Source organism: Gracilibacillus timonensis (assembly GCF_900086715.1).
Taxonomy (GTDB): Bacteria; Bacillota; Bacilli; order Bacillales; family Amphibacillaceae; genus Gracilibacillus; species Gracilibacillus timonensis.
On the sequence record NZ_FLKH01000012.1, the window covers coordinates 2,045,038 to 2,065,370 of the forward strand.

Here is a 20,333-nt window from a genome sequence, read left to right on the forward strand (position 1 = left end):
TTATAAGTATGGCAAAAAGAGTCGGTTCGTAACATTAGAAATGGTAATTTCCATAGTAGAAAGCGTTTTATGATTTTTCATTATAAGCGATTTAAAGTAAAATAGAAAGAGAACGTAGATTATCTGACAAACGAGGAGGAAAACAATATGAGTAATAAGATAAGACTAGGAATAGTAGGCTATGGTAATCTAGGTAAAGGTGCGGAGAAAGCGATCAGGCAAACTCCTGATATGGAATTAGTGGCAGTGTTCACCAGAAGGGATCCAGCAAGCCTTGTGCTTGGTCAAACTGGAGTGAAGGCATTACATATATCAGCGGCAAGCGATTATCAAAATGAGATTGATGTGATGTTGCTTTGCGGCGGATCAGCTACAGACTTGCCGGAGCAAACGCCGCACTTTGCAAGCATGTTCCATACTGTAGATAGTTATGATACCCATGCCAAGATCCCTGAATTCTATCAATCTGTCAATGAAGCTGCCACAAAACATGACAAAACGGCGATTATCTCGGTAGGCTGGGATCCAGGTTTATTCTCGATTAACCGGGTAATGGCGGATGCGATTCTACCAAACGGAGAGAACTACACATTTTGGGGTAAAGGTTTAAGTCAAGGCCACTCGGACGCTGTCAGAAGAGTAGATGGGGTGAAAAATGGTGTTCAGTATACCATTCCTTCCGAACCAGCGATTGAAAAAGTGCGCGACGGCAACAATCCGGAACTAGCTACTTCTGAAAAACACCGTCGTGTCTGTTATGTGGTTGCAGAGGAACAAGCAGATCCAGCAGCAATTGAAAAAGAAATCAAAACGATGCCACATTATTTTGCCGATTATGAAACAGAGGTTCACTTTATTACAGAAGAAGAATTAAAGCAAAATCACTCCAAGGCACCACATGGTGGGTTTGTCATCCGTGGTGGTAATACAGGGGAAGGTAACAAACAAATCTATGAATTTTCCCTTCAATTAGATAGTAATCCTGAATTTACGGCCAGTGTAGTTGTTGCCTATGCTAGAGCAGCTTATCGGTTAAGTCAAGAAAAGCAATTCGGTGCGAAAACGGTGTACGATGTGACATTAGGTCACCTTTCGCCACGTTCTGGTGAGGAACTGAGAAGAGACTTTTTGTAAATGAAGATGATGTATGAGAAGAACCGAGCCATCACGCTCGGTTCTTTTATAAGCAAAACGATATAATGTCGACCCCTTAAAAGGCTTTGACCTGAAATAAACGTCACGTCGAACAACAAAGCTTTTGAGATTATGAAACGTTTCTGATTAAGAACCAAGCTTCCTTCTGTTTTTTTCTTATTTCGGCTGATACATAAAATAATCAAAATCGGCAGCTTGGTTCTGACCAGATGTATCCTGACATTGCATACCGATAAAGGCACCAGTGAAGAATCCGCCGCCTTTGATATAATCATCGGACAGCTTATAGGATGCAAACGTTTCTGGAAGTTCATGCCAGTGATCGCCATCAAGGGAATAAGAATATCGATAGGTGTTTGTTGTAATATCGGCACGCAAATAAACATATTCCACTTCTTCTGGGATGATCACTTCTTGACCTTGCAGCGGCTGAGAAAATTGAAAGTCATCACAACACATGATCTCTAGTATTCTTCCTTTTTCCTCGTGCCAGGTAATTTGCAGCGAGGTCCAATGCTCTGTATTATAATAATTGACTAAACCTGCAGATTGTTGGAAATCGGTAGGACGAAAAGCCACTTTGGTTTCAGCACGAAACTGAAAATGTTGCCAGCGACGAGCGATAAACGACTGAGTAAATCGTGAAGTAAGCGACTCTTTGCCATATAATCGTAAATGTCCTGGCCTGTCTGTCAACGAAGCAGACGCATCAAGTAACGGAATGCGCAAGCTTTGAAAATGTAAATTCAATGTTGGAGAATCAAAATTATCCTTTATCGGATAGTCAGCGTCCCATTTTACTTCTGGCAGATCTGGCCCTTCAATTTCCAAGCTGGGTTGATTCCCGCCAACGACATAAGGCCAATCCTTTTTCCATTCTAAACGTTGGATGGCTGTTTCCCGGCCTAATGGACAAAAGCCGCGCGGATCTAGAATCGGCTGCCCATCCTTTGGCAATATCCTTCCCGTTAAATGGACTAGAAACCATTCCCCAGTCTGCGTCTCCACAATGGAGGAATGTCCGGCCTTTTGTAACGGATTGTTTGGATAAGGCCAAGAGGTGATTAATGGATTATCTGGGTGTACCTCATATGGTCCATGAAGATTTTTCGACCGAGCCAACGTGGAACAATGCTCAAATTTGGTGCCGCCCTCTGCTGTTAATAAATAATAATAGCCATTCCATTTGTAGAGATGTGGAGCCTCCGTTAACATCACATTCGTTCCTTTAAAAATAATGTGCGGCTGGCCAATTAGCTTACGTTGCGTGTGATCGTATTCTTGTAATACGATACCATAAAAGTTATGGTGGTTTACACGGTGATCCCATTTCATATTCACCAAATATTTCTTACCATCTTCATCATGAAATAAAGAGGGATCAAAACCAGAGCTATTTAAATAAATCGGTTCCGACCATTCACCATCTATTTCAGTAGCTGTCACCAAATAATTATGTCCATCTTTCCAGTTGCCGTTCACTACTTTTACATCGGAATAAATTAAATAAAACTGTCCATCGGTATAGGATAATTGCGGCGCCCAGACACCCCCAGAATTTGGATTACCTTTCATATCAAGCTGACTGCGTCTGTTTAAGGGACGAGAGACCAGTCGCCAATTTTTTAAGTCTTTCGAATGATAAATGCCTACACCTGGAAACCATTCGAAGGTGGATACTGCAATATAATAGTCTTCACCTACTCTGCAAATGCTTGGATCGGGGTTAAATCCTGTTAAAATAGGGTTTGTAATCGTTGCCATTTTTCCACTCCTTTTCATTTTCTAATGTATTTGTTAAACTTACATACTAGTATAGCATAAAAAACTTAGATTGTGTAATCAACAAACTAAGTTTTTAAAAAATAGGATTGACGATTATTCCACTATCTTTTTTAGTTAGTTTATATTATTTTTGGGTTTTTCCATAGTATAATAGGACCATAACTTAAGTTATTGATTAAACAAAGAGGGTAATAGAGGTGATATATATTGAATCTATTAAAAAAATGGAATACATTACGCAATCAATTGCTGGTTGTATATCTAATGGTTATGTTTATTATTCTTATTGTCGTAAGCGCTATCACTTACGTGCTAGTCGCTGATTTGTTGCAGGACAATGCCGAAGAGCAGATTAGACAGACAGCGATCGAGTCCAGCGGAAGATATGATTCATTAATGGAGCAGGTAAACACGGTGACCAGACAAGTCATCACGAATGAAGAACTCCAGTCTATTTTATATCGTGAATCGAATGGCATCCAGGCTACCTTTAATGAAAGACAATCATTGATGAGTACGATTAATTTTATTCAGGCAAATGCAGATGGCATATACTCTGTTGAAATTTATGGGGAGGATTATCGACGTGTGATTCCAATTGATTCGACTCATTTAATGGAGAGAGTAGAGCCGCAATGGATTGATAAAGCTGATGAAGCGATGGGACAACTTGTCTGGATGGGAGAAGATCCTTTAGATGCCAATTATTTTTTGGTAGGCAAAAGAATCAATTTAATGGATGATAATTTCAAGCATGCTGGCTATAATATCGCAAGGGTTAATCGTAATTATTTTCAATTAAATGAGACGCATAATGAAAAAGCATCTGGTGATTATGCCATCATCGTAGATGAGCATAATCAGATAGTCACCTCGGATTTTCCATATTCAGTAGATCGAGTATTGGGAGCGGAGTCGGAATCACTATCTTTTGCTGGTGAGGAATTTATGCTGGTTCAGCATACTTCGCAAGATACAGGATGGACCGTTTATCTTTTAACACCAGTTGGTCAATTAACGGATGGGATGTCTAGTGTTCAAGCTGGTATTATTTTTGCTGGAATTATAGGACTCATCATTTTCTTTATTGCTTCTTTCTTCTTGTCTACGTTCATCACACGTCCGATTACGAGGCTGACACAAACCATGCGTGAGGCAGGAAAAGGAGTAATGGCACCGAATCCAGAGACACCTTCCACCAATGAAATTAATGAATTGAATCAAACCTACAATCAATTAGCTGCCGAAACCAATTATTTGGTGCAAATGGTTTACGAAAAAGAGATCATGAAGAATCGCACCGAGCTGAAGGCCTTACAAGCTCAAATTCATCCCCATTTTCTATTTAATACATTAGATGCTTTATATTGGTCGCTGGATGAGCGAGAGGAAGAAGATTTGGCCGATGTTGTATTAGCGATGTCACACTTATTCCGTTATACGATTACAAGAGAGAATCAAGATGAATGGGTGACGATTAAAGAGGAATTAGATCATATTGATCAATATATGCAAATTATGAAAATGCGGTTTGGCGAGCGTTTGAGATGGGAGAAAAAGGTGGATGCCGCTTCTTTACAGGTGAGAATCCCGAAACTAATGCTACAGCCGATGGTTGAAAATGCGATTCTGCATGGCGCTGGTAACATGGTGAGTGATTGTAACGTGACGATTTGGATAGAGGAAGTGGAACAACGCGATAGCCTTCGGATCAAAGTGATCGATAATGGCCCAGGAATGGATGATCAGCAGCTGGCATATGTTCGACGACTGATAGACGGGGATGTTAACAAGCAGAAAGGATTAGGCATGGCACTTCAGAATGTACAAAAGCGTCTGGAGTTATTTTATGGAGAAAAGGAAAATAAGCTTCATATACACAGTCAAGAAAACAAAGGTACCATAGTAAGCTTTGACATTCCACGAAAAGGAGCGAATGATACATGGCACGAAAAGTAATTCTAGTGGTTGATGACGAGCCCAGAAGTAGAAATGGCATCAAGAAAACGGTGGAAAAAGCAGCCATTGATTCGTTTGAGGTAATAACCGCAGCCAATGCACAAGAAGCAATCAATCTCATGAGCGAGCAGAAGGTACACATTTTGATTACCGATATCAGAATGCCGGAAATCTCTGGATTAGAGCTATTGCAACAATTAAGAGAGAAAACGCAGGAACCCGTTGTCATTATTATATCGGCTTATTCTGAATTTGATTATGCCCATCAAGCGTTACAGTTTGGGGTGGTTAACTACTTGCTCAAACCGATATCGAAAGACAAGCTTATGGAAGCCATCCATAAGGCAGCCTTTATAGAAGAAGAAAGGGAACAAACAGGGGTAACAGAACGAATTGTCGACAAAAAATGGATGGAAACAAGAAAAGACAATCAATATAATCGAGCTGTGAAAGAGGCACTGGATTATATTGAAGTGCATTACAGCGAGGAACTAACATTGAAAAAAGTGGCGCAAGAGGTACATTTAAATGCCAGTTATTTAAGTGGATTGTTTAAAGAAGAGATCAATATGACATTTAGCGAGTATGTCACGCGGAGAAGGATACAGGAGGCCAAAAAATTATTGTTATTGACCGATTTAACGAATACAGAAATCGCGGAGCAGATAGGATATCAGACGTCGAAATACTTTATTAAGCTGTTTAAACAATACGAAAATGTAACTCCTCATGTTTATCGCAAACAGAATGAAAGCGATTCCTAAAATGTGTGGTATTTTACCCAATCATTGTTACCTTACGTAGAAAAGCCTATGGTGCTAGACTTATGAGTGAACATACTACTAACCATTTAGGGGGGTTACCATGAAAGGAATAAAAAGCAAGGCTTTGTATTTATTAACCGTTATATGTTTATTTGTACTCGCTGCTTGTGGAGGGAATATTGATTCGGACAACGCAGCTAATGGCAGTAATGAAAGCGATTCAGAACAGAAGACGATTGAGTTTATGCATTTGTGGCCGGAAGGAAGTTCCAAGCAGCATTATGAAATTGTAAATGGTATTATTGATGAATTTGAGAGTGAGAATCCAGATGTGACCGTAGATGTAGAAATATTAGGAAATGAGCAATATAAAGAGAAATTAAAGGTATTATCTACTTCCAATGAATTACCAGATGTAGGTATGGCATGGCCAGCTGGATTTCTGGAGCCTTATGTAAGCGGTGATAAATTTGCTGAGTTAGACGATTTGTTAGATGGGCCTTTGAATGATTCCTTTGTTGCTGGGACGGCAGAAGCGTATGAGATAGATGGGACCACTTACAGCTTACCACTTGAGTTGAACATCACACCTATCTATTATAATCAACGAATTTTTGATGAGAATGGCATTGAAGTTCCCACTACGTTTGAGGAACTAAAGGGAGCTATTCAAACGTTAATTGATCAGGGTATTACACCGATTGCATTAGGGAATAAAGATCGCTGGACAGGTTCGATGTGGTATATGTACCTAGCAGATCGAATTGGTGGTCCAGAGGTGTTAAATAGTGCGATTGATCGCAGTGGCAGTTTTGGAGACGAAGCGTTGGTTCAAGCAGCAGAAGAAGTGAAAGAATTGGTAGACATGGGCGCTTTTATTAATGGTTTTAATGGATTAGGTAATGATGAAGCGAAGGGATATTTTATTAATGAACAAGCAGCAATGTATCTAATGGCAACGTGGGATTTACCGGAATGGACAACGAATGAGGATAACCCACAGGAGCTTAGAGACGCCGTAGAATATATGAAGTTTCCAACCGTAGAAGGTGGAGAAGGAGACACAAACAGTTATGTTGGTGGTCCTGGTGTCGGTCTGTTTGTAGCAGAAAATTCGGATGTGAAAGATGAAGCAAAAGATTTTGTAGCCTTTTTTGTTGAAAAATGGGGCGAAAAATCTGTTACAGACGCTGGTGTAATACCTGCTACCAAAGTAGATACCGATGGAATTGAATTACCACAAATGTATATTGATATCTTAAATGACTTAAATGAAGCTTCCAATTTAACGCTTTATGCTGATGTGCAAATGAGTCCTGGTGTGGCTGAAGTACATTTGGATATGATTCAAGCGCTGTTTGGTGGGGCGGTGACACCAGAAGAGTTTACCCAGCAGCAAGAAGAAGCCTTGGCTGCGGAAGAATAAAGCATAGATTCAATAGAAAAAGGGCATATTTTCATGCCATCGAATATGTCCTTTTCTAATAAGATAAGAAATCACATTCTTAATATTATAGGAAGTGGAACGATTTTGACCTTGATCGAACCGAGGTGTCGATAAGAGGGATGATGTAAAGTAGCGCAACTATTCCATATAGTAAAGTAGAGTGTTTGTCCGTGCTAATAGACGCTGCGGAAATAGGTTGCGCTTCGATGCATAGGACATGCAAGTGCAGGCGTGGCGATTGTCGTCGTGATCTTAGCCTGCTCGTCAGCAAAGACCGCTTCCTGCGGGGTCTTCACATTGCGCTATTCTAAGGCTTTCTACAGGAGTCTACACCTATTTCCTTCGATGGTAGTAGTACAACAATCGAATAGACTGCTAACATGAAGATGAAGAGCTCCAGGCACAAACAAACCTGAGACTCTTTTGCGGAACGATTTAGCTGTTATTATTCTTATAGATGGAAGAACTATTTTGTAGCATGGATCCATCACGATGCGGAATAATCGGCTGACAGTTTGTTTCTTTTTTATTGCCATACTATCTATGTACTTAGAACCCTTCATCCTTGCAGTGATAACCATTGTCGAACCATTTTCTAGCGGAGGAAATATGCGGAGACTCCTGTGGGACTAGGTCGAGCTGAAGATCCACTAAAAAGTGCTCTTCTTTTTAGTTAGCTGAAGCCGGCCCCGTGGAAAGCGCAGCATATTCCCGCAGCGCTTGCTTCGCACAGATAAAACGATCAAACTCACCACTCAGAAAAGTGGGCTACTTTACATAAGCCGTCTTATCGATAGACTTATCTAGTTTCGATCGTATAAAGGAAAGGATCGGGCGGAATTTGCAAGGTATTTCTAAAGCTATAAAGAAACTATTTCAGAAGCTTTCAAACAACAGCAACGTTGATGTAAGAAATTTTTGTTCGTTACATAACTCATTATAAAAGGGAGACATACAAAATGGATAAGGTCATGTCCAATAAATGGATTATTTCATTATATACATTGCCAGCTTTAATACTTATTTTCGTCATCGTTTATGGTCCGATGTTACTCACCGGTTATTATGGACTGATGGAGTGGAATGGTGTAGGACCAATGACGTTTCTTGGTTTGGATAATTATGTGCAGCTCGTTCAGGATCCAAAGTTTTGGGAAAGTGCAAGACATTCTTTCTTATTAGCCCTGTTTTCCACGCTGAGTCTGATTGGATATTTGATTGTATCCCTTGTGTTGGCAGATAAAATCAGAGGTTCCAATCTTTTTCGGAAGATATATTTAATTCCTATGCTATTATCGTCTGTAGCGATTGCCCAGCTGTGGATTAAAATCTATGATCCTAATAATGGGATGTTAAATAGTTTGTTAATGGGACTAGGAATAGAGAGTCCACCCGCATGGCTGGCAGGTCCCAATTATGTGCTATATGCCATTTTTGTGGCTATATTATGGCAATATGCCGGTTTCTATATCATTATTTATTATGCAGCTTTAAGAGGTATCCCAGATTCATTGATCGAAGCAGCCAAAATCGATGGAGCTAATCCTGTACAGATCGCCTATAAAATCAAAGTCCCTCTAATAGCTGGAGTTATTAAAGTAACTGTCGTCCTAGCTATCGTTGGTTCATTAAAATACTTTGATCTGATTTATGTGATGACTGGTGGTGGACCAAATGGTGCAAGTGAGGTTATCGCTTCTTATATGTATAAGAAAGCCTTTGGAAGTTATGAATTTGGTTATGGAAGTGCGATAGCTTTCTTTTTATTGCTGATAACACTTGTCGTGACATGGTTGACAAGAAAATTAACAGCCTCCAAAGAAGAAGTGCAATATTAAGCAGGAGAGGATGAAGAACATGAAGCAGCAAGCTGGCAAAGAAAAACGGACGATCCGGGTAAAGTTCGGAATCATTAGTCTTTATATCGCATTAATCACAGTTGCCATTTTTCAAATCTATCCGTTAATTTGGTTATTCTTCTTTTCATTGAAAAGTAATGCAGAAGTATTCGGCCTCTCGCCATTTGCTCTGCCCCAAGAATGGCGCTGGGATAATTATGCGAGAGTGTGGACGGATGGAAATATTGATTTATATTTTTTTAATAGTGTGTGGATCACTATTGTTTCGGTGGCCCTAACGGTTCTATTGGCAAGCTTTGTAACCTTTGCTATTACGCGAATGAAGTGGAAGTTAAGCAAACTGGTGTTAGGCTTAATTATGGTTGGTTTAATGGTTCCCATCCATTCAGCCTTAATTCCTTTGTTTGATTTCTTTTTACAACTCAACCTCATTGATCACCCTTTGGCTATTATATTATCGTATACGGCATTTAATCTGCCATTGACCATTATGATTTTACTAGGCTTTTATTATACATTGCCGCGTGAGGTAGAGGAAGCGGCTGTAGTGGATGGCTGTTCAGTTCATCGAATATTTTTCCAAATTACCTTGCCGATGACCACTCCTGTATTGGCAACAACGGCCATAATTAATATGATTTATAATTGGAACGAGTTTGTCTTCGTTAATACGTTTATCAGTTCGGATCAATATAAAACGTTAACCGTTGGCATCCAAAATTTCATTGGTCAATATTTAACCGACTGGGGTGCAATCGGTGCTACACTGATTATTAGTATTATCCCTATTTTGATTGCTTTTCTTATTTTAAGTGATCGTATTGTCGAAGGAATCGCTGCTGGTTCGGTAAAGGGGTGATTTATCTGAAATAACAATGGAAAACGAATAAAGTCGTTTTCCATTGTAAAAATAGTAAGGTTCTTGATTCCATCGTCTGAAACCTCATTTTGATCTAGTCAAATAAGTTTCGTTAAATAACAGGATTCCCCTGTTATCTGTTCAAAAAAACACTTTCAGAATATAAATTAACCAAAATAAGCAGTCCTAGTTATTTAAAGTTCCAAACTTATAAAATATAATAAAACTAGGTGGTGAAGGTAGATGAAAGAATTATTTTCAGTGGAGTATAGAACTTCTTCCAAACCTGACCAGCAACATATGCACTCCCATGATGCCTTTGAAATATATATGTTCCATCATGGTAAGTGCCGGTATGCCATTCATTATGAATGTTATGAGTTAGCTCCCGGGGATATTTTATTAATGAATGGTTTAACCCTGCATAAAGCAAATGTACCTTCTGGGTGTGAGTATGTAAGAAGTCATTTGCATTTTTCACCTGAGTTGGTTAAAGACATGCTAGATACGATTCAGGCTAAAGAAGTGTTAGAGGCATTTGGTTCACGCAGCCATTACTTAATCCGAACTGGTGATGACATAGGATTGCATAGAGTGGAAGAGATATTGAAAAAAATCCATGAATTAAACAGATCGGAAGAACCGGATGCTAAGAATAGGATCTGGGAAATGAAATTATTAATCGGACAGCTGCTAGTGAACGTGAATGGATTGATGGAAAAGATTTCTCCTCCGTTAAAAAGCAGAGGAAAAACAAATCATGTCGAGAGAATCATAAACTATGTGCAAACCCATTTCCATGAGCCAATAACCATCGGTTTGCTCGCTAACAAGTTGAGTCTTAATAAATCCTATGTTTCGCATGTGTTTAAGGAGATTACGGGATTTACCGTCATGGAATACGTGATGATCTGCCGCTTAAAGCATGCCAAGTATTTATTAGAGAATGACGGGGATAAGACGATTAAACAGATCGCCTATGAAAGTGGTTTTGAGAATCCTGCCCATTTTAGTCGCTATTTTAAGTTGAAAGAGTCGTTATCGCCCAAAGAATATCGCAAGCAGCAACTATCCTTTTATCAATAAATGATTTTACTAAGTTTGTTGATTAGGTAAACTAAGCTAAAGAAAAATGAAAGCGTTTGTATCAGATGGAAAAGCAAGTGAAATATTGTAAGGATGTTGAATGGCTGTTTGGAGCATAGACTTGTCCTACAGATTATTTTTTTCATTACATTAGTATACTAGTATTACTAGTGTAAAAATGTTGAACGGGAGGGACCAGAATGAATCGTGTGAACCATTCAGAAAATGGCGTTGCGGCTATGTCCGAGCCAAGATACAAAAACATTAGATCTGTTTTGAAAAGGGATTGGCAATTATATTCTTTGATCACATTACCCATCATCTACTTAATTATTTTTAAGTATGGCCCGATGTTCGGTAATATTATTGCCTTTCGAAGGTTTGTCCCTGGTGGAAGCATCATTGGTGAAAATTGGGTCGGACTTCAATATTTTCAAATGTTCTTAAATGACCCTGTGTTTTATAAAGTCTTTGCTAATACATTTATTTTGGCATTCTTGCTACTGGTGATTACTTTTCCAGCACCGATTATTTTTGCCTTATTATTAAATGAATTAAAGAATCAATTGTTTAAACGTTTTGTGCAAACAGCGTCTTACTTGCCTCATTTCTTCTCAGTTGTGGTGGTTGCAGGTATGGTCTTTGAAGTATTATCACTAAGTGGTCCGTTAAATGCATTGATCGCTAACCTAGGTTTCGAAAGAATAAGCTTTATGCAGCTTCCCGAATGGTTTCGAACGGTTTTTGTCAGTGTAGATTTATGGCAGTCGCTTGGATGGGGAGCTATTCTCTACTTAGCAGCTTTGACTGGCATCAATGATGAGTTATATGAGGCAGCTAGAATTGATGGTGCGAATCGCTGGAAACAAACGATTCATATCACCATACCAGGTATTCTACCCACCATTGTTGTACTGTTAATACTGAATATTGGTAATTTCCTTCAAATTGGCTTTGAAAAGGTCTTATTACTCTATAATCCATTGACCTATGAAACGGCAGACGTTATAGCGACCTATGTATATCGTGTAGGTTTGCAATCAGGCAGCTTTAGTTATGGTGCGGCTATTGGGTTATTTGAATCGATCATTGGATTAATACTAGTATTGGGGGCTAATTATGTTTCCAAACGAATTACCGACAATAGCTTGTGGTAATAAAGGGATCAATGGTGAGGAGGAAAAGGGATGAAAGAGACATGGCAATATAAGGTTTTTAAGTATTTTAACATAAGTATCTTGATATTCATCGTATTTGTAACATTATTTCCATTTTTCAACATTGTGGCTCAGTCATTTAGTTCAGAATCTTATATTAACTCCGGGCAAGTGAGTTTATGGCCAAGAGGGTTTAACACGGAAACATATAAGGTGATTATGTCGGATAACATGTTTTGGACCAATTATAAAAACACAGTGATATATACGGTGGTCGGCACAGTCATTTCTTTAGTGCTGTCCACAATGATTGCGTATCCATTATCCAAAAAACGTTTAAAAGGAAGAAGATTTCTAACCCTGTTTTTTGTCTTCACCATGTTTTTTAATGGAGGGTTGATTCCTAATTATATCCTGGTAACCTCGCTTGGATTTGGCAACAGTATGTGGGCGATTGTTATTCCGAATGCGATAAGTGTGTTTAATATGTTGATTATGCGTACTTTCTTTCAAAATATACCGGAAGAACTAGAGGAAGCGGCTATTATGGATGGTTCCAGCACCTTTGGCATTCTATTTAGAATTGTGCTGCCTCTATCCAAACCAATCTTGGCAACCATGATGTTGTTTTATGCAGTAGCACATTGGAATTCATGGTTCCCTGCCTTTATTTTCTTCACAGAAAAGGATTTATTCCCTGTATCTATTTATTTGAGGAATATGATCAAAGGGGCCGAGACGGCTGTAGGGGCTGGAGCAACCAGTGCTGATAATATGGTGCAAATATCGTCTAATATTAAATCCGTCACCATGGTATTAACCGTTTTGCCGATATTAATGGTTTATCCTTATATCCAAAAATACTTTGTTTCTGGTGTTATGTTAGGTTCCGTTAAGGGCTAAAGACGCTAGAGGAGGTGAAATAAAAGACACTTGTCGAAATGCAAAGAAATCAATGTACAAAAAATCAGGAGGGGTTAAAATTATGGAAAAAAGCATGAAGAGGTTAGGTAGTTGGTTAATTATCGCCTTATTTGCCATCATGTTAGCAGCTTGTAATGATTCGGATTCATCTGGTGAGAACGCGGATCCTGCCGATGAAGTAACTTCTGGAGAAGGAGCAGCGATGGAAGACTTTGAAGCAGGGGATTCATTTCAATCGACAGAGCCACTGACCATATCTACTTTGTTTAGCGATCATCCGAATTATCCTTTAGAAGACGATTGGTTATTTTTTGAGGCATTAGAAGAGAAAGCAAACGTAACACTTGATATTACCAGTGTGCCAATGAGTGATTATACGGAAAAAAGGAGCCTGCTTATCAGCAGTGGGGATGCGCCGTATGTTATTCCCAAGACATATCCAGGTGAAGAAACGCAATTTGTGGCTTCTGGAGCAATCCTGCCGATTAGCGACTATGTGGAATTAATGCCAAACTATCAGAAGAGAGTAGCAGAATGGGAGATTGATCCTTTCTTAGAGAATTTGCGACAACAAGATGGGAAGTATTATGTGTTACCAGGTGTTCATGAAAATGTATGGCCGGATTATAGTTTAGCCGTTAGAACAGACATACTGGAAGAACTGAACTTGGAGGAACCAACTACCTGGGAAGAAGTGGAGGAGATGCTGGTAGCGATGAAGGAAGCCTACCCAAATATTTATCCTTTCAATGATCGTTTTCAGTTCAACAGTACCTTAAATATTGCTGCTAGCGGTTTTGATACCATGGCAGGCTGGGGATTAGGTTCTATGCTTAGCTATCAGGAAGATACCGATGAGTTTATTTTTGCGCCTGCGACGGAGGAATATCGTCAATTAGTGGAATACTTTAGTGGATTAATAGAACAAGACTTATTAGACCCGGAGAGTGTCACACAAGAGGATGAACCAGCGATTGAAAAATTTACGAGCGGCGAGTCTTTTGTCATTAATACGAATGCACAAACGTTGGAACAATACCGTACGACTATGAATGAAACCTTAGGAGAAGACAATTATTCAATTAAGAAAATCATGGTACCTGGTGGGCCAGCTGGCCAGTTAATGGCTGGATCGAAACTAGAGAATGGTATTATGTTCTCTGCTCAAATGGCGGATGATCCAAATTTTGAAGCAATTTTACAATTTATCGATTGGCTGTTATATAGTGATGAAGGTTCTGAATTTGCTAAGTGGGGTGTAGAGGGTGAGACATATTCTAAGGATGATGCTGGCGACTACCAATTAGCTGACCATATCACCTTTAGAGGAATGAACCCTGACGGAGAGGAAGATCTCCAGATTGACTATGGTTTCTCACAAGGAAACTGGGCTTATGGAGGTCCAACGGAATTATTGCATTCCATGTTTACGGAAGAAGAGGTGGAGTTTCAAAATCAGATGGTAGACACGAAAGAATTAGTTCTTCCTGACCCGCCGATTCCATATGACGCAACACAATTGGAGCAGTCGTCCTTATTGAGCACACCTTTAAAGGATACCGTAGAACAAAACACATTAAGGTTTATAGTGGGAGACAGAAGCATGGAAGAGTGGGATGCTTATGTCGAACAATTAGAATCCCAAAACATGCAAGGCTATGTAGATCTTGCGAATCAAGTGTATCAAGACAGTAAGTAAACAATTACTAGCGGAGGACGTTTATTTTGTACTCCGCTAGCTAATTTTTAGCAGAGGAGTGAAGATAATGAACGGTAACTCACAGCATTTCGGCGGTTTTTATTCATTTTCACGATATGCTTTTTGGCTTATAACACTTAATTTTCTATTTATTGTTAGTAATATCATAGCTTTACTTGCTTTCATGGTGTTCATACCTAGTATTTCAAACGCTTTATTTTATTTTTTGTCACTGATTCCGACTGGGGCGGCTTGCAGTACCACCTTTTATCTCCTTTCCTTGTCTCCTGATCAAACGGATAAGTCGTTGATTAAAACATTTATGAAGGTCTATAGACGAAATTTTGTGGATGTAAGCAAGGTGTGGCTTCCTATTTTAATCGTATTTTTTCTTTTTATCATAGATATTCAATATTTTCAGCAGGAGTACACGGTATTTAATCAGGCAATGAATGGATTGTTTCTTGTCTTATTAGTGTTATTATCCATCTTTTCCTTGTATGCATTAATGATTACGGCACATTTTCATTTTAGGGTTCGAGATGTATATCGTTTAGCTGTTTATTATATGTTTACCAAGATAAAGGTCACTACAGGAAATATGGCGATTGGTTTTTTGACGCTTGTTGGTATGTTTTTCATTTCCGATTTTATTATCTTGTTTATAGCAAGTCTTGTTGCCTGGTTCCTGACAATTAATTCAGCCCCTGTTTTAGAGGATATAAAGAATCATTTTATGGAAAAGAAGGCCATAAATGGAGATGAACCAGAAGTAGAGAAAGGAATCAAAACGCTTTCTTCAGAAGTGTAGCAGTAGCTGTTCTTAAAATTAGATTGGGAACGATTGGATCCTGAACGAATCAGAGTACCTTATAGGTAGGTCGGTGTTTATTTTAAGTGAGCGGTATAGGACGGAGTGGATTCCATAAGCGTTCGTATGAAATAAAGAAAGGAGTATACAAAATGAATCAAAAGCAGCTGTTCAATGATCAATGGTATTTTGCCAAAAGTGACTTGGGAGTAGTAAGCGATAAAGAATTGGTCTATCAGCCCGTTGATATACCGCATGATTGGCAAATCTATAATACGACTAATCTTTATGAGAATAGTATTGGCTGGTATCGGAAGGTGTATCACGTTTCAAAAGCGGAAGCAGACCAATTTTTGCTTTATTTTGATGGGGTCTATATGGATTCTACTTTATTTGTAAACGGCCAGTGGGTAGGAGAATGGAAATACGGATATTCAGCCTTTGAGCATGATATAACAGCGTTTTTACGTGATGGAGAGAATGAAATCAAAATGAAAGTCGTGTTTCAAAGCCCGAATAGCCGGTGGTATCCAGGGGCGGGGATTTATCGGAATGTGTGGTTAAAGAAAAGAGATAGAAACTATATTGAAACAGATGGGATCTATATTTCTACATGTAAGCAGCAGGAAGCGTGGCAGGTGGAGATAGAAACATCTCTGGTAATGGAAGAAGACGCGGTGTTAGCTCACCGGTTATCTGATGGTGAGGAATGGATCAGTTACCACCAAGCCAATCTGTCTATGGGTTATCAAACGGGTAAGCAATCATTGCGAGTAAAAGACCCACAGCTCTGGTCCCCTGCCCACCCGCATCTTTATCAGTTAGAAACATGTCTTATGGTAAATGGAGAGATCGCGGAGAAAGTCACGCAGGATATTGGTTTTAGATCCTTTTCCATGGATCCAGATCAGGGATTTTTCCTCAATGACCGTCAGCTAAAATTAAATGGGATATGTGAACATCATGACCTTGGTGCGTTAGGGTCTGCCTTTAACAGAGAAGCAGTAACCAGAAGATTATCGCTGTTAAAAGAAATGGGAGTCAATGCTATTCGTACAGCACATAATATGCCAGCAAAGGAGCTCATGAAATTAGCAGACGAGATGGGTTTTCTAATTGTGAGTGAGGCTTTTGATATGTGGGAAAGGCCCAAAACTCCGTATGATTATGCTCGTTTTTTTAAAGAATGGTCTTACAAGGATGTAGCAAGCTGGGTGAAAAGAGATCGTAATCATCCAAGTCTGATGATGTGGAGTATAGGGAATGAAATTTATGATACGCATGCTGATCAACGTGGACAGAAAATAACCAGACAGTTGATGGAGTACGTCCAGCAATTTGACCCCAAGCAAAATGGCGTGGTTACGATAGGATCAAATTATATGGCGTGGGAAAATGCCCAGAAATGTGCCGATATAGTGAAGGTTGCTGGCTATAATTATTCCGAGAAATATTATCATCAACACCATCAAGCACATCCGGACTGGGTGATATATGGAAGCGAAACAGCCTCCACGGCTCAAAGCAGGGGTATTTATCATTTTCCTTTTCAGGCTAGTATCTTAGCAGATGATGATGAGCAATGCTCTGCCTTGGGAAACAGTGCTACCAGCTGGGGAGCTGATTCGGTGGAATCTTGTATTCTGGCAGAGCGAGATGCACTATTCTCACTTGGACAGTTTATATGGACCGGCTTTGATTACATCGGAGAGCCGACTCCTTATCATACCAAGAATGCTTACTTAGGACAGATAGATACCGCTACATTTCCGAAAGATTCTTATTATATATACCAAGCGGCATGGACTGATTATCGAGAGAAGCCGATGATTCATATCTTTCCGTATTGGGATTTTAACCAAGGACAACTGATTGATGTTCGAGTGGCTTCCAACGCCCCGCTTATTGAATTAGAACATAACGGAAAATCGCTTGGAACGTTTTCCACCAATTACCAACAGGGATCGCAGTTAACGGGATGGTGGCAGATTCCCTATGAACCTGGCGAACTAAAAGCAACGGCTTATAATGAAACTGGACAGATTATTGCCACAGAGGTCAAAAGGTCATTTGGTGACGCACAGGAGATTCGATTAAAACCAAACAAACTATCATTAACTGCCAATGCAACGGATCTTATTTTTGTAGAAATTGGCATGGATGATCAGGAAGGGAATCCTGTTGAAAATGCGAATAATCGCGTAGACGTTTCTGTGACGGGAGCAGGTAGGTTGGTGGGGCTGGATAATGGTGATAGTACTGACTATGACCAATATAAGGGTACCAGCAGGCGATTGTTTAGCGGGAAGCTCATGGCGATTATTGCTGCCACATTAAAATCTGGTCCTATTCATCTGGAAGTTCGCTCGAAGGGAATGGCGAATGCCGCATTAGCACTTCAAGCGGAACCAGCTACTGATGAGGTAATCGGTGTGCAAGCATTGGAAGAGAATCAAGCTACCCCGATTTTAATGGGAGAAAAAGAAGAGATACCGGTTCGGAAATTAGAAATAGCGAGTAAAAATGGACAACAATTTGATCAAGACAGGCATGAAATTTATTTTGAAGTATCCTTATTTCCCAAAAATACATTTTATCGTGACGTGGAATGGAGTCTCGTTACCGATACGGGCATCGAATCGAAACTGGCGAAGATAGAAGCAGATGGTCATACGGCAAAGGTCACCGCACTAGGAGATGGTGAATTTCGTGTGCGTTGTACCAGTAAGAATGGTACGGACAAAGTCAAATTGATTTCCGAATTGGAATGTTCAGCCCAGAATTTAGGTAAGGCTTATCATAACCCATATCAATTTATTTCAGCAGGATTTTTTGATTATAGCAAAGGAGGGGTAACAAATGGCAATGAACGCGGGGTGGCAACTAGCCGTGATGGAGAGACACAAGTAGGGTTTCATGATATCGACTTTGGTGCAACTGGTGCCGATGTCATAACAATCCCTATTTTTGCGTTAACCAATGACCCGTATAAGCTACAAATATGGGAAGGAGTGCCGGGGGAGAAAGGAAGTGAGTTATTAGCCGATGTCGTATATCAAAAAGAATCGAAGTGGAATGTGTATCAATCAGCAACCTACCAGCTTGCCAAAAAGCTAACAGGTATCACGTCGATTTGTGTTGTCCTACAGCAAAAAGTACATATCAAGGGTTTTGTGTTTGAAAAGATAAACCGTGCCTTTCAAAAGAATCAAGCAGCCGACTGTGATCATATTTATGGCGACACGTTTGTCATGGACGAAGAGAGGGTGGAGCAAATTGGGAATAATGTGTCATTAGTATTCGATGACTTCAACTTTACCCAGCAAGGCACTAGCAAGCTAGAGATAAACGGACACTCACCCATCGATAAAAATACCATCCATGTTCAATTTTTTGATGGGGAGGAAACAAGCACGCAATTAATTGAATTTATTCAAACCGATGATTATCAAACCAAGACCTTTGATATTGATAAAATTAGTGGTGTGCAGCAGGTAACTTTTCTCTTTCTGCCAGGTTCGAATTTTAATTTTGGTTTTTTTCGTTTTCAAACATGAGGGGAATAGGTTAAAAGGTAGTGACATAGATTCTATCTAACAATTGGGAAGTTTCCTGAAAGAAGGTTCTCAAACAAAAGGAGAGGTTCACATGTTAAACATAGCCGTAGTAGGCACAGGGGCGATTTGCCCTTCTCATCTTCAAGGGTATTTAACGTTTCCAGATCAATGCGAGATTGTCGCCTTGTGCGATATCTATCCGGAAAAAGCGGAGAAAGTAAAAAAGGAATTTTCTTTATCTTCCACGGTGTATAGCAATATGACGGATTTGCTGGCTCAGGAAGAGGTGGATTTAATTTCCGTTTGTACACCGCCATACACCCATGCTTCCTTAGCGGTTGAAGCTTTGGATGCAGGGAAACATGTGCTGGTCGAAAAACCAATGGCCTCTTCACTAGAGGAATGTGACGCCATGAATGAAGCTGCGAAACGAAATGATAAGATCCTATCAATTGTGGCGCAGAATCGCTTTACGACGCCGATGATGCGGATGAAACATCTCTTGGAAAAAGACCTGATTGGGGATGTGTTACACACACAGGTCGATTCTTTTTGGTGGCGCGGACATAGCTACTACGATTTATGGTGGCGTGGGACATGGGAGAAAGAAGGTGGTGGCTGCACGCTAAACCATGCTGTTCATCATATCGATATTTTTCAATGGATGCGCGGACTGCCAGATGAGATTACCGCAGTGACAAGCAATACAGCCCATGATAATGCGGAGGTAGAGGATATTTCCATAGCTATAGGCCGTTATAAAAGTGGTAGTCTGGCTCAAATCACTAGTTCCGTTGTTCACCATGGGGAGGAGCAGCAATTGATTTTCCAGGGAGAAAAGGCGCGCGTTTCTGTTCCTTGGCAGGTCAAGGCGTCGCTTGCGCAAGAGAATGGCTTTCCTAAAGAGAATCAGCCACTAGAAGAGACCTTAACGGAGGCATACGAAAACGATCCTGCCCTTACCTATGAGGGCCACGCAGGTCAAATTCAAAATGTGCTGGAAGCCATTCAACATAATGGTCAAGTGTTGGTTGATGGTGTGCAGGGGCGCCAAACCTTGGAGTTGATTACCGCCATTTACGAATCGGCTAATTATCAACGTACCGTAAAGTTACCCTTAACGGAAGCCAGCCCATTCTATACCAGTGAAGGGATTTTAGAGAATGTCAAACACTTTTATGAAAAAGGAAAATCGATTGAGAATTTTGAGGATAATGAGATTACGACTTGAAGGAAAGGTGAATGGGGTCAAAGAACATTTTTATTTGTTC

General features: G+C 39.9%; 14 protein-coding genes. 13 read left to right on the top strand and 1 reads right to left on the bottom strand.

The features are described 5' to 3' along the window. The first annotated feature begins 147 nt into the window (after window positions 1-147). Complete coding sequence (locus BN6556_RS20730) at window positions 148-1,134, top strand: diaminopimelate dehydrogenase (protein WP_066195897.1); 987 nt, start codon at window positions 148-150, stop codon at window positions 1,132-1,134. Window positions 1,135-1,311: 177 nt separating this feature from the next. Here BN6556_RS20730 and BN6556_RS20735 read toward each other — a convergent pair whose 3' ends face one another. Then, the gene (locus BN6556_RS20735; protein ID WP_066195899.1) at window positions 1,312-2,919 is read right to left on the bottom strand and encodes a glycoside hydrolase family 43 protein; all 1,608 of its coding nucleotides are present in this window, start codon (window positions 2,917-2,919) and stop codon (window positions 1,312-1,314) included. Between the two features lie 228 nt (window positions 2,920-3,147). Here BN6556_RS20735 and BN6556_RS20740 point away from each other — a divergent pair, with 228 nt between their 5' ends. The 12 genes from BN6556_RS20740 (at window position 3,148) to BN6556_RS20795 (ending at window position 20,293) form a co-directional block, all read left to right on the top strand. Continuing rightward, a complete protein-coding gene (locus tag BN6556_RS20740) occupies window positions 3,148-4,899 on the top strand; it encodes a sensor histidine kinase (protein ID WP_235817566.1) in 1,752 nt (583 codons plus the stop codon). Further along, entirely contained in the window at window positions 4,884-5,663 is a 780-nt protein-coding gene (locus BN6556_RS20745) for a response regulator transcription factor (protein ID WP_066195904.1), read from the top strand. The genes BN6556_RS20740 and BN6556_RS20745 overlap by 16 nt, the downstream gene beginning before the upstream one ends. Before the next feature lie 100 nt (window positions 5,664-5,763). Continuing rightward, window positions 5,764-7,089, top strand: coding sequence for an extracellular solute-binding protein (locus BN6556_RS20750; RefSeq protein WP_066195907.1), 1,326 nt, complete (start codon window positions 5,764-5,766; stop codon window positions 7,087-7,089). A gap of 980 nt (window positions 7,090-8,069) precedes the next feature. Further along, window positions 8,070-8,948, top strand: a complete 879-nt coding sequence (locus BN6556_RS20755; RefSeq protein ID WP_066195910.1) for a carbohydrate ABC transporter permease — start codon at window positions 8,070-8,072, stop codon at window positions 8,946-8,948. A 10-nt stretch (window positions 8,949-8,958) separates the two neighbouring features. After that, window positions 8,959-9,828, top strand: coding sequence for a carbohydrate ABC transporter permease (locus BN6556_RS20760; RefSeq protein WP_066195912.1), 870 nt, complete (start codon window positions 8,959-8,961; stop codon window positions 9,826-9,828). A gap of 243 nt (window positions 9,829-10,071) precedes the next feature. Further along, window positions 10,072-10,914 (top strand): AraC family transcriptional regulator, encoded by an 843-nt coding sequence (locus BN6556_RS20765; RefSeq protein ID WP_066195914.1) that lies wholly within the window; start codon window positions 10,072-10,074, stop codon window positions 10,912-10,914. 200 nt (window positions 10,915-11,114) lie between these two features. Beyond that, the gene (locus BN6556_RS20770) at window positions 11,115-12,071 is read left to right on the top strand and encodes an ABC transporter permease (RefSeq protein WP_066195917.1); all 957 of its coding nucleotides are present in this window, start codon (window positions 11,115-11,117) and stop codon (window positions 12,069-12,071) included. 30 nt (window positions 12,072-12,101) lie between these two features. Continuing rightward, window positions 12,102-12,974 carry a carbohydrate ABC transporter permease gene (locus BN6556_RS20775; protein WP_066195920.1) on the top strand — a complete coding sequence of 291 codons (873 nt, stop codon included), beginning with the start codon at window positions 12,102-12,104 and terminating at the stop codon, window positions 12,972-12,974. 82 nt (window positions 12,975-13,056) lie between these two features. Further along, window positions 13,057-14,694 (top strand): ABC transporter substrate-binding protein, encoded by a 1,638-nt coding sequence (locus tag BN6556_RS20780; protein WP_066195923.1) that lies wholly within the window; start codon window positions 13,057-13,059, stop codon window positions 14,692-14,694. A gap of 67 nt (window positions 14,695-14,761) precedes the next feature. Further along, window positions 14,762-15,505, top strand: a complete 744-nt coding sequence (locus BN6556_RS20785) for a DUF624 domain-containing protein (RefSeq protein ID WP_066195925.1) — start codon at window positions 14,762-14,764, stop codon at window positions 15,503-15,505. A gap of 152 nt (window positions 15,506-15,657) precedes the next feature. Continuing rightward, complete coding sequence (locus BN6556_RS20790) at window positions 15,658-19,062, top strand: glycoside hydrolase family 2 TIM barrel-domain containing protein (RefSeq protein ID WP_066195928.1); 3,405 nt, start codon at window positions 15,658-15,660, stop codon at window positions 19,060-19,062. Window positions 19,063-19,153: 91 nt separating this feature from the next. After that, window positions 19,154-20,293, top strand: a complete 1,140-nt coding sequence (locus BN6556_RS20795) for a Gfo/Idh/MocA family protein (RefSeq protein ID WP_066195931.1) — start codon at window positions 19,154-19,156, stop codon at window positions 20,291-20,293. The last annotated feature ends 40 nt before the right edge of the window (window positions 20,294-20,333 follow it).

What these genes read in the sequence shown, in the direction of transcription:
- BN6556_RS20790 (WP_066195928.1), top strand. Translation starts at nt 15,658, where the DNA reads ATGAATCAAAAGCAGCTGTTCAATGATCAATGGTATTTTGCCAAAAGT.
- BN6556_RS20750 (WP_066195907.1), top strand. Translation starts at nt 5,764, where the DNA reads ATGAAAGGAATAAAAAGCAAGGCTTTGTATTTATTAACCGTTATATGT.
- BN6556_RS20770 (WP_066195917.1), top strand. Translation starts at nt 11,115, where the DNA reads ATGAATCGTGTGAACCATTCAGAAAATGGCGTTGCGGCTATGTCCGAG.
- BN6556_RS20730 (WP_066195897.1), top strand. Translation starts at nt 148, where the DNA reads ATGAGTAATAAGATAAGACTAGGAATAGTAGGCTATGGTAATCTAGGT.
- BN6556_RS20735 (WP_066195899.1), bottom strand. Translation starts at nt 2,919, where the DNA reads ATGGCAACGATTACAAACCCTATTTTAACAGGATTTAACCCCGATCCA.
- BN6556_RS20775 (WP_066195920.1), top strand. Translation starts at nt 12,102, where the DNA reads ATGAAAGAGACATGGCAATATAAGGTTTTTAAGTATTTTAACATAAGT.
- BN6556_RS20765 (WP_066195914.1), top strand. Translation starts at nt 10,072, where the DNA reads ATGAAAGAATTATTTTCAGTGGAGTATAGAACTTCTTCCAAACCTGAC.
- BN6556_RS20795 (WP_066195931.1), top strand. Translation starts at nt 19,154, where the DNA reads ATGTTAAACATAGCCGTAGTAGGCACAGGGGCGATTTGCCCTTCTCAT.
- BN6556_RS20780 (WP_066195923.1), top strand. Translation starts at nt 13,057, where the DNA reads ATGGAAAAAAGCATGAAGAGGTTAGGTAGTTGGTTAATTATCGCCTTA.
- BN6556_RS20760 (WP_066195912.1), top strand. Translation starts at nt 8,959, where the DNA reads ATGAAGAACATGAAGCAGCAAGCTGGCAAAGAAAAACGGACGATCCGG.
- BN6556_RS20755 (WP_066195910.1), top strand. Translation starts at nt 8,070, where the DNA reads ATGGATAAGGTCATGTCCAATAAATGGATTATTTCATTATATACATTG.
- BN6556_RS20785 (WP_066195925.1), top strand. Translation starts at nt 14,762, where the DNA reads ATGAACGGTAACTCACAGCATTTCGGCGGTTTTTATTCATTTTCACGA.
- BN6556_RS20745 (WP_066195904.1), top strand. Translation starts at nt 4,884, where the DNA reads ATGGCACGAAAAGTAATTCTAGTGGTTGATGACGAGCCCAGAAGTAGA.